General features: G+C 66.6%; 10 protein-coding genes. 2 read left to right on the top strand and 8 right to left on the bottom strand.

Annotation, left to right across the window (positions count from 1 at the left end; all coding sequences use genetic code 11):
- Positions 1-326 precede the first annotated feature (326 nt).
- The 3 genes from ACCC94_RS24570 to ACCC94_RS24560 are packed head-to-tail and all read right to left on the bottom strand — an operon-like array spanning position 327 to position 2412.
- Complete coding sequence (locus ACCC94_RS24570; RefSeq protein WP_413352221.1) at positions 327-1556, bottom strand: lytic murein transglycosylase; 1230 nt, start codon at positions 1554-1556, stop codon at positions 327-329.
- On the bottom strand, positions 1553-2224 hold the full coding sequence (locus tag ACCC94_RS24565; RefSeq protein WP_413352220.1) for a polysaccharide lyase family 7 protein: 672 nt from the start codon (positions 2222-2224) through the stop codon (positions 1553-1555). The genes ACCC94_RS24570 and ACCC94_RS24565 overlap by 4 nt, the downstream gene beginning before the upstream one ends.
- Positions 2212-2412: a hypothetical protein gene (locus ACCC94_RS24560; protein WP_413352218.1), complete on the bottom strand. Its 201-nt coding sequence runs from the start codon at positions 2410-2412 to the stop codon at positions 2212-2214. The genes ACCC94_RS24565 and ACCC94_RS24560 overlap by 13 nt, the downstream gene beginning before the upstream one ends.
- An 11-nt stretch (positions 2413-2423) precedes the next feature.
- Between ACCC94_RS24560 and ACCC94_RS24555 the strand changes: the two genes are divergently transcribed.
- Together ACCC94_RS24555 and ACCC94_RS24550 are read left to right on the top strand one after the other, a co-directional pair.
- The gene (locus ACCC94_RS24555) at positions 2424-3221 is read left to right on the top strand and encodes a dienelactone hydrolase family protein (RefSeq protein ID WP_413352216.1); all 798 of its coding nucleotides are present in this window, start codon (positions 2424-2426) and stop codon (positions 3219-3221) included.
- 239 nt (positions 3222-3460) lie between these two features.
- Complete coding sequence (locus tag ACCC94_RS24550) at positions 3461-4192, top strand: 4'-phosphopantetheinyl transferase family protein (protein ID WP_413352215.1); 732 nt, start codon at positions 3461-3463, stop codon at positions 4190-4192.
- A gap of 384 nt (positions 4193-4576) precedes the next feature.
- Here the strand turns inward: ACCC94_RS24550 and modC are convergent, their stop codons facing one another.
- The 5 genes from modC to ACCC94_RS24525 all read right to left on the bottom strand — a co-directional run.
- A complete protein-coding gene (gene modC, locus ACCC94_RS24545; RefSeq protein ID WP_413352214.1) occupies positions 4577-5680 on the bottom strand; it encodes a molybdenum ABC transporter ATP-binding protein in 1104 nt (367 codons plus the stop codon).
- A gap of 7 nt (positions 5681-5687) precedes the next feature.
- Positions 5688-6368 (bottom strand): molybdate ABC transporter permease subunit, encoded by a 681-nt coding sequence (gene modB, locus ACCC94_RS24540; protein WP_413352213.1) that lies wholly within the window; start codon positions 6366-6368, stop codon positions 5688-5690.
- A 17-nt stretch (positions 6369-6385) separates the two neighbouring features.
- Complete coding sequence (gene modA, locus ACCC94_RS24535) at positions 6386-7141, bottom strand: molybdate ABC transporter substrate-binding protein (RefSeq protein ID WP_413352212.1); 756 nt, start codon at positions 7139-7141, stop codon at positions 6386-6388.
- Between the two features lie 209 nt (positions 7142-7350).
- Positions 7351-8976: an ATP-binding protein gene (locus ACCC94_RS24530; RefSeq protein WP_413352211.1), complete on the bottom strand. Its 1626-nt coding sequence runs from the start codon at positions 8974-8976 to the stop codon at positions 7351-7353.
- A gap of 229 nt (positions 8977-9205) precedes the next feature.
- The coding region (locus ACCC94_RS24525; RefSeq protein WP_413352210.1) for a winged helix-turn-helix domain-containing protein at positions 9206-9563 on the bottom strand (358 nt) is incomplete at its 5' end.

Here is a 9563-nt window from a genome sequence, read left to right as displayed (position 1 = left end):
CCGTGCCGGCTGACACCCAAGTTTCATCCTGCACCGAACGGTCCCCTCTCCCTTCAGGGAGAGGGTTAGGGAGAGGGCAGGCCTCCACACAGGACTTCACGTAGGAGCGGACTCCGTCCGCGATGAACTTGCCGCGACAACTGAACCCGCAGGTTCGCGAGCAAGCTCGCTCCTACGAAAAGCCGCCCAGGCACGAGGGTGAGACTGTAGGAGCGAGCTTGCTCGCGAACATCGCTCACCGGCACACATCGAGCAGGAGAGATCGCGGATAAGATTGGCTCCTGCGAAAGCAGAGACCCCGGCATATGCCGGGGCCTCGTGGTCAGCTAAATAGAGGCGGCGCCCCATTTCCCGCCCTTGAGCGCCTTGAGAATCTTCTGCCCCGCGCGCCCATCCGCCGGCGTCAGCCCGCGCTTGTTCTGCTCCTGCTGGATCGCCTTGCGCGTCACGTCGCCGATCATGCCGTCGGGCTGGCCGATGTCATAACCGCGCTGGATCAGCAGTTCCTGCAGCTCCTTGCGCTGCGCCCGGCTCAGGCCCGGATCGTCGGTCGGCCAGGGCGTGCGCAGGCCCGGCTCGCCGCGCAGGCGGTCAGACAGCAGGGCGATGGCCAGCGCGTAGCTTTCCGCCGCGTTGTAGGAATAGATCGCATCGTAGTTGCGCAGCACCAGGAAGGCCGGGCCATTGGCTCCGGCTGGCAACAGGATGGCCGCCTTGGAATCGACGCTCGGGATGGCCTTGCCATCGACGCGTTTCACACCTCGGCTGGTCCAGTCCGACAGCGCGCGGCGCTTGGTGCGCCCGGCCAGTGAGGCATCGAAGCCCGCCGGCAATTTCACCTCGTAGCCCCAGGCCTGACCTTCGCGCCAGCCGGCCTTGCGCAGGTAATTCGCGGTAGACGCCAGCGCATCAGCGGTACTGCCCACCAGGTCGCGGTGGCCGTCGCCATCGAAGTCTTCGGCAATGCGCGCGTAGGTCGAGGGCATGAACTGCGTCTGGCCGAAGGCGCCCGCCCAGGAGCCGGTGATGCCGCTGTCGCGGATATCGCCCTGCTGCAGCAGCTTGAGGGTGGCGATGAATTCGCCCTGGAAGAACGACTGGCGCCGCCCGTAGCAGGACAGTGTCGACAGCGATACCAGCAGCGGGCGCTTGCCGGTGATGCGCCCGTAATCGCTCTCTACGCCCCAAACGGCGACCACCGTGGCCGGATCGACCTGATAGCGCGCGGCGACCTTGCGCAGCAGGTCGGCATGCTCGGCCATGCGCGCCTTGCCGTCGGCGACGCGCTGCTCGTCCACCAGCCCGGCCAGGTAATCCCAGATCGGCGTGGTGAACTCGGGCTGGGCGTCGAGCAGCGGCAGCACGCTCATGTCCGGCTGCAGCCCTTGGGTGAACTGCGCGAAGCTGGCGGCGCTGACGCCCTTGGCCTGGGCCGCGCCCTGCAGGCGATTCAGGCAGGAGCCGAAATCATCGCCCGGCGCGGCCTGCGCCACTGCCGCCGGCAGCAGCAGGGACAAGGCCAGGGAAGCGCCGCGCGCGATGGAGGAAGTCTTCATTGGTGTCGAATGCTCAGATCGGTGAAGGTAGCTCGCCCGCCTTCGCTGGCGGGCCCGCGATTGTCCTGCAGGTAGAGCCCTGCCTTGAAGTACAGGCCCTGGTAGGCCCATTGGGTATCCAGTTGCTGGCTGACCTTGCCGTCCTCGACCTGCACGCTCAGCACTCCGCTGCTGGATACGCCCAGCCGGTAGGTAAAGGTATCGCCCAGGGGGATGCCGTCATAGACGGTGTAGGTGCGCGTGGTGATGTCATCCGGCCGATCGCGAACCAGCGCCTGTACCCGCGCCTTGTCCAGGCGCAGCTGGTAGACCAGCTTGACCAGCGGCAGGGCCTCGGCGCTGCCGCTGCCATTGCTGTGGATCTGCCCGATCACCATGCGCCGGCTGGACGGCACCGCCTCCACGCGCAGGGTGGCGACCATCAGGTTCTCCGCCAGCGGGTAGCGCCAGGTCACCAGGCGGCCGTCGGGCTTGGTCTCGCGCAATTCGGTACGGGGGAATTCGCTGCCGCTGGTGTGCGCGCCGTTCACCGGCACCCAGATTTCCACGCCATCGGCGCTGCGGCGGAAGTACGGGCTCTGGTAGTCACGGCCGAGTTTCGCCGTGGAAATGGTCGCGGCCGGGCCGCGTTGGGGAATGGTCAGATTCCAGGTGCTCAGGTCCAACATCGGCCTATCGCTTCGCGGGTCAGGACATGGACGCAAGGGTAGACGAGGCTGTCGGACTTTTCACTCACCCGGCTATCTGAAGTCAGGCCGACAAGGGCGTCCTTGAGCGGCTGAAGACGCATCGCACGGGCGTTTTCCCCATCACCGGCTATCTTCTTGAATTCCGCCATCGCCACGGCCAACGCCACGGAGAGACACCATGCGCCTGCTCACCGCCCTGCTGCTGTTCGCCTTCGCGGCCAGCGCTTCAGCCGCGATCAAGACCCAGGAAATCCCCTACGAATCCACTGACGGAACGAAAATGATCGGCTACTTCGCCTACGACGACGCCAAGTCCGGCATCCGTCCCGGCGTCATCGTCGTCCACGAGTTCTGGGGCCTGAACGACTACGCCAAGCGCCGCGCCCGCGACCTCGCCGAACTGGGCTACAGCGCCCTGGCCATCGACATGTACGGCGGCGGCAAGCACACCGAACACCCCAACGATGCCAAGGCCTTCATGGCCGAGGCGCTGAAGAATGCCGACGCCGCCAAGGCGCGTTTCCAGGCGGGCCTGGAACTGCTGAAGAAACAGCCGCAGACAGACCCGAGCAAGATCGCCGCCATCGGCTACTGCTTCGGCGGCAAGGTCGTGCTGGACATGGCCCGCGCCGGCCTGCCGCTGGCCGGCGTGGCCAGCTTCCACGGCGTGCTGGCGACCCAGACGCCGGCGCAGCCGGGGCAGGTCAAGGCGAAGATACTGGTCGAGCATGGCGGCGCCGACACCCTGGTGCCGGCCGAGAGCGTCGCCGCCTTCAAGACCGAGATGGACAACGCCAAGGCCGACTACAAGCTGGTGATCCAGCCCGGCGCCAAGCACAGCTTCACCAGCCCGGACGCCGACAAGCACAAGGGCCACGGCCTGGACGTGGGCTACGACAAGACCGCCGACCAGAAGTCCTGGGCGGACCTGCAGGCGTTCTTCAAGGAAATCTTCGACGTGAAGCCGGATGCGTAAAAAACGCAGGCAATAAAAAACGGGAGCCCATTCGGGCTCCCGCACTCAATCAAGTGTCTAAGGTCAGAGCCCGCCTTGGCGGCACTCCAACAACAACCTCACCTGCGTCCCCTTGGGAACGCGGCGTGCAGTGTGACAAAGCTTGTCAGACGAATCCGTACGCCTTTGGTGAAGGTTTGCAAAGGAATGTAAGTGCCGCGTGACTGGTGAGCCACGTTCTGGCGCGGCAGAATGCTCCCATGACCGCCCTTCCCGATTTCTGTACTCCACTCGACGCCGACTGGCCCCTGCCCATTCCGCTGGCGAGCTGCCACCTGCGCAGTACCCGCTTCGACCGCCAACGCCTGCAGGCCGGGGACTTCCCCCTCAGCCGGGTCGAGGCGCCGGCCAACATCCAGCGTTCCGTCGCCAAGCGCCAGGCCGAATACCTGGCCGGGCGTATCTGCGCCCGCGCCGCCTTGCTGGCGGCAGGCTCGGCAGCCTGGGTGCCGGGCACCGACGACGAGCGCGCGCCGATCTGGCCGGCGGGATTCTGCGGCTCGATCACCCATGGCGACGGCTGGGCGGCGGCCATCGTCGCGCGAAACAGCCACTGGCGCGGGCTGGGCCTGGACGTGGAGAACCGTCTGGAAACCGCGCGTGCGGAACGGCTGGCCGGGGAAATCCTCACGCCGGATGAGCTGGCACGCCTCGATCCAAAGCAGGCGGCACTGCAGGTCACCCTCACCTTCTCCCTGAAGGAGAGCCTGTTCAAGGCACTCTTCCCGCTGGTGCGCAAGCGCTTCTACTTCGAACATGCCGAGCTGCTCAGCTGGTCCGCCGGAGGGCATGCGCGGCTGCGCCTGCTCACCGATCTGTCGGAGGAGTGGCACCACGGCAAGGAGATCGCCGGGCAGTTCAGCCTGTTCGATGGGCGACTGCTGAGCCTCGTCGCCATCCCCGCGCTCGACGACAACCGCCGAGCCGGCTGACAGCCACGGACCGCGCCGCCCTGCGCTTTCGTAGGGCGCATAACGCGCCAGCGTTATCCGCCGCCAACCGACGGCGGATAACCTGTTCCAGGTTATCCGCCCTACCGACTAACCCACTGCGCTCGGACTGCCCTCACCCTAACCCTCTCCCAAGGGGAGAGGGGACCGTTCGGAGCAGGATGAAACCATTGCGTCAGCCGGCACAATCTGCCCCCTCTCCCTTCGGAGCGGGGCGCGCAGCCAGGGCTGGGGAGAGGGCGCTGTCCGCGCCGGCTGACGGATTGACTTCACCCTGCGCCAACGCTCATTTCCCCGGAGCGCCCTGTTGGAGCGCACTATGCACGCGTTCGCGAGCAAGCTCGCTCCTACGAAAAGCAGCTGGGCTCAGCCCAGCAAGGCCACCGACTTGATCTGAGCCCACACTGACTGGCCGGCATGCAGACCGAGCTGGTCGTGGGAGTAGCGGGTGATCCGCGCCAGCAGCGGCGTGCCGGACACGTCCAGCTTTACCAGCAGGTGCGCCGGGTTGTCCGTCGGCACTATCTCGACGACGGTCGCCGGCAACACATTGAGGATGCTGCTGTGGGCCGCCGGCTCCAGGCTCAGGCTGACGTCCCGCGCCTGCACCTTGATGCGCAGCGCCCTGCCCTTGTCCATTGGCGCATGGGCCAGGCGGATGCGCTGCTCACAGTGCGGCAGCGCCACGGTCAGCAGGCCGTAGTCGGCGTTGTGTCCGAGCACCTGGCCGTCGATCACCACGCCGGCATCTTCCAGGTGGGAAAGCGGCAGGTCGGTGCGCGCCAGGGTTTCCACCACCGGGCCGCTGGCAATGCAACGGCCCTGGTCGAGCAGTACCAGGTGGTCGGCCAGCCGCGCCACTTCATCCGGCGAATGGCTGACGTAGAGAATCGGGATATCCAGCTCGTCGTGCAGGCGCTCCAGGTAAGGCAGGATTTCTGCCTTGCGCTTGAGGTCCAGCGCCGCCAGCGGCTCGTCCATCAGCAACAGGCGCGGGCTGGTCAGCAGCGCGCGGGCGATGCCGACACGCTGGCGTTCGCCGCCGGAGAGGCGCCCCGGCATGCGTTCCAGCAGATGGCCGATGCCCAGCAGTTCGGTGGCGTGCTCCAGCTCGACACGGTGCTGCTCACGCGGCACACGCTGCATGCCGTAGGTGAGGTTGCGCTTCACCGACAGGTGCTCGAACAGGTTGGCGTCCTGGAACACATAGCCCAGCGCCCGCTTGTGCGGCGGCAGGAACACGCCGGCTGCACTGTCCTGCCAGACCTCGCCGTCCACCACCAACCGGCCCAGCGGAGCGTGCGCAAGGCCCGCCACACAGCGCAGGCAGCTGGTCTTGCCGGAGCCGGAATGGCCGAACAGCGCGGTGACGCCCTTGCCCGGCAACTGCAGGTCGACGTCCAGGCTGAAGCCCGGATAGTTGATCTGGAAGCGCGCCTCGATGGCACGCACGGAGGACGCTAGCGGCATGCTCACCTCAGGCCCAGGCCGAACGGCTGCGGCGGCTCGCGTAGAGCGCCAGCAGGACCAGGAAGGAGAAGACCACCATGCCGCCGGCCAGCCAGTGCGCCTGGGCGTACTCCATGGCCTCGACGTGATCGAATATCTGCACCGACACCACGCGGGTCTTGCCCGGGATGTTGCCACCGATCATCAGCACCACGCCGAACTCGCCCACCGTGTGGGCGAAACCGAGGATGCTGGCAGTGATGAAGCCCGGCCGCGCCAGCGGCAGGACCACGGAGAAAAACGTATCCAGGGGGCTGGCGCGCAAGGTCGCGGCGGCCTCCAGCGGCTTGTTGCCGATGGCCTCGAAGGCGTTCTGCAAGGGCTGCACCACGAAAGGCAGCGAGTAGAACACCGAGCCCACCACCAGCCCGGCGAAGGTGAACGGCAAGCGTCCCAGGCCCAGGCTCTCGGTCGCCTGACCGATGAAGCCGTGGGGCCCCAGGGTGATCAGCAGGTAGAAGCCGATCACCGTCGGCGGCAGCACCAGCGGCAGCGCCACCACCGCCCCCAGCGGACCTTTCAGCCAGGAGCGGGTGCGCGACAGCCACCAGGCGATCGGCGTGCCGATCAGCAGGAGGATCAGGGTGCTCAGGGCGGCCAGCTCGAGGGTGAGCCGGATGGCCAGGAAATCCTCCTGGGAAAGGGGCATCGCGCTTCCTTGAAGGCTTAGAGTTGGTAACCGTAGGACTTGATCACCGCAGCGGCCTTCGGCCCCTTCAGGTATTCGACCAGGGCTTTGGCGGCGGCATTGTCCTTGCCCTTGTTGAGGATCACCGCGTCCTGGCGGATCGGCTCATGCAGGTCGGCCGGGACTATCCAGGCGGAACCGCTGGTCACCTTGCCATCCTTGTAGATCTGCGACAACGCCACGAAGCCCAGCTCCGCGTTGCCGGTGGAAACGAACTGGAAGGCCTGGGTGATGTTCTGGCCTTCGACGATCTTGCCGGCGACCTTGTCCTTGAGGCCAAGCTTGTCGATCACCTGGGTGGCGGCCAGGCCGTAGGGCGCCGCCTTCGGATTGGCGATGGACAAATGCTGGTACTCGTTCTTCTTCAGCACCTCGCCCTGGGCGTCGACGTAGCCGTCTTTCGCCGACCACAGCGCGAGGGTGCCCACGGCATAAGTGAAGCGCGAACCGGGGACGATCTCCTTTTCTTGCTCAAGCTTCTTCGGCGTGCTGTCGTCGGCAGCGAGGAAGACTTCGAACGGCGCGCCGTTCTTGATCTGCGTATAGAACTGGCCGGTGGCGCCGTAGACGGCCACCAGCTTGTGGCCGGTGTCCTTCTCGAAGTCCTTGGCGATCGCCTGGATCGGCGCGGTGAAGTTGGCGGCGACGGCCACCTGGACCTCATCGGCCAGGACCGAATGCAGGGTGAAGCAGGAAGCGACCAGCAGGGACAGGCTTGCGAAGCGGTGTTTCATCGTGAGGCTCCAGTGGCTGTTGTTTTCAAGCGTCGACCCGGCCGATGACAGCACCTGCACGCCCGTTATAACAAAAATTACATAACGATAGCGGCGACTCTGCAATACCCCTCATGGGATAGCAATATCAATACGAGAAATCAGGGCGCGGCAGGTTCGCCATCAGTCGGTGATGGCAGCGCAGCATTCTGCATTTCCTGACCAAAAGGTCAAATATCGTCATCGACCTTCGGTGCCTGGCGGCGTGGCCACATCAGCGTGAAGCACGCGCCACCCAGCACCTCGCTTTTGGCGATCTGCGCGCGGCCGCCGTGCCAGTGGATGATCCGCCGCACGATGGACAGCCCCAGCCCATGCCCGCCCGTGACCCGCGCGCGGCTGTCATCGGCGCGGAAGAACGGCTGGAACAACCGGTGCCACTGCGCTTGCGGCACGCCGGGGCCGTCGTCTTCGACGTCCACCTGGCAGCGGTCCACGCTCACCCGGTAACTGATCCGCACCCGCCCTTCGGCGTAGCGCAGCGCGTTGGTCATCAGGTTCTGCAGCGCGCGATGCAGGTAGCGCGGCTCGGCCTCGATCCAGCTGCCCTGGTCGAACGGCACCAGCGCACCCGCCTCGCAGGTGACGGTGATTTCCCGGCGCAGCGGGGCGATTTCCGCGACCACCTGCTCCACCAGCGTGCCCAGTTCGATGCGTTGGTAGCTCAGCGCTGGCGAGCCCTGCTCCAGCCGCGCGTAGGTGAGCATCTCGTCCACCAGCTGGTCGAGGTCCTGGATGTCGCCGTCCATGCCTTCCATGTACTTGCGCCGCGCCGTGTCGGTCTCGGCGGACTCGATCATTTCCAGCCCGAAGCGCAGCCGCGCCACCGGCGTGCGCAGCTCGTGGGACACCGCGCGCACCAGCTCGCGCTGCACCGTCAGCAGCAGGTGCAACTGCTCGGCCATGTGGTTGAAGGCCCCGGCGAGGCGCCCCACCGAGTCCGCGCCGCGCACTTCCACGCGGGTATCCAGGCTGCCGCGGGCGATGCGCGTGGCGGCGGATTCGAGGCCGCGCAGGCGCTGCTCAAGGCCGCTGATCAGCAGGTAGAGGGTAAGGCCGATCAGGGTCAGGGCGACGACCACGATGATGGTCAGCAACTGCGGCGGGTACGGGTTCATCTGGTAGATCGGCCCGAGTTCCAGCACCCAGGGCGTATCGAGGATGCCCGAGAGCACGCGGATCGAGTCGCCGCCCTTGCCCAGCGCCATCACCGTATCGCCCTCCTCCACCCGGCGGCTCTGGTCGTCGTCCAGGTCGACTTCCTTCAGCCGCGCCAGGTGCACCTCGTAGCCGAAACGCTTGTCGCGGACGATGCGCGCCAGGTGATAGGGCTGCTCGCTGGCCGGGTAGCGCTTGAGCTCGTCCATCAGCAGGTAGATGGTGGCGCGCGCCAGCTGCTCGCTGACCTGCTCCACCTCGCCGGTGAGGATCAGCCCTTCCGCCGCGCTCACCTGGGTCATCACTTTCACTTCATGGGGCGCGCCGGCCTGCACCAGCACCTGGTCGTTCATCAGCCGCGCCCGGCTGCGGCCCTCCATGCCCAGCGCGTCCAGGCTGGTGAGTTTCAGCGGAATGCCCAGCAGCCGGCTCCACTGGCTCAGCGCGCGCTTGCGGTCCACCTCGCTCATGGGCAGCAGCTCGTCCGCCATCAGGCGGAAGGTGCCGCGCGCCAGGTCCTCGCGGTAGCGCTCGCCGCGCACCTCGTTGACCAGGTGCAGCGTCAGCACCGCCAGCGCGGCGACGGCCACCAGGGTCAGCAGCATGCCGCCGTAGATGCGCAGGAAGATGGATTTCATGGCCGGGTATTCCGGATGACTTCGGCACTGGCGAAGAGCGCCCTCTCCCAGGGGGATAGGGGACTGTTCGGCGTGCGCGCCAGGTCTGCCGCTATAGACAAGGGATTCGGTTGGCATCGATCACGACCGGACAACGCCGAACCGGCAGCCGGCACGGATGGCCCCCTCTCCCCCGGGGAGAGGACTGGGGTGAGGGCCAGCCCGAGCACGAGACTCACCCGGCCATGCCTCAAAGCTCCCCGACGAACAGGTAACCCTTGCTGCGCACCGTCTTGATCAGGCGCGGGTGCATCGGGTCGTCGCCGATCTTCGGGCGGATGCGCGAGATGCGCACGTCGATGGAACGGTCCTGGCCGTCGTACTCGATGCCGCGCAGGGAGTTGAAGATTTCCTCGCGGGAGAGGATGCGCCCGGCGTTGGCCGCCAGCAGCCAGAGCAGGTCGAACTCGGCGCTGGTCAGCTCGATGGTCTGCTCGTCCAGCCAGGCCTCGCGCATCGCGTTGTCGATCACCAGCTTGCCGAAGGTCAGGCGCTTGCCGCCTACCGCCGGCGCGGCCTCGGCCGGCTCGCTGCGGCGCAGCAGGGCG

It is taken from the genome of Pseudomonas sp. Pseusp97, from assembly GCF_047304025.1.
In the GTDB taxonomy this organism is placed as follows: Bacteria; Pseudomonadota; Gammaproteobacteria; order Pseudomonadales; family Pseudomonadaceae; genus Pseudomonas.
The sequence above is the reverse complement of the archived record's forward strand: the minus strand, read 5'-3'. Positions and strand labels throughout refer to the sequence as shown.

Excerpts from the sequence above, each read along its gene's own strand:
- modB (WP_413352213.1), bottom strand. The coding sequence starts at position 6,368 with ATGCCCCTTTCCCAGGAGGATTTCCTGGCCATCCGGCTCACCCTCGAG.
- modA (WP_413352212.1), bottom strand. The coding sequence starts at position 7,141 with ATGAAACACCGCTTCGCAAGCCTGTCCCTGCTGGTCGCTTCCTGCTTC.
- ACCC94_RS24565 (WP_413352220.1), bottom strand. The coding sequence starts at position 2,224 with ATGTTGGACCTGAGCACCTGGAATCTGACCATTCCCCAACGCGGCCCG.
- ACCC94_RS24550 (WP_413352215.1), top strand. The coding sequence starts at position 3,461 with ATGACCGCCCTTCCCGATTTCTGTACTCCACTCGACGCCGACTGGCCC.
- ACCC94_RS24555 (WP_413352216.1), top strand. The coding sequence starts at position 2,424 with ATGCGCCTGCTCACCGCCCTGCTGCTGTTCGCCTTCGCGGCCAGCGCT.
- ACCC94_RS24530 (WP_413352211.1), bottom strand. The coding sequence starts at position 8,976 with ATGAAATCCATCTTCCTGCGCATCTACGGCGGCATGCTGCTGACCCTG.
- ACCC94_RS24570 (WP_413352221.1), bottom strand. The coding sequence starts at position 1,556 with ATGAAGACTTCCTCCATCGCGCGCGGCGCTTCCCTGGCCTTGTCCCTG.
- modC (WP_413352214.1), bottom strand. The coding sequence starts at position 5,680 with ATGCCGCTAGCGTCCTCCGTGCGTGCCATCGAGGCGCGCTTCCAGATC.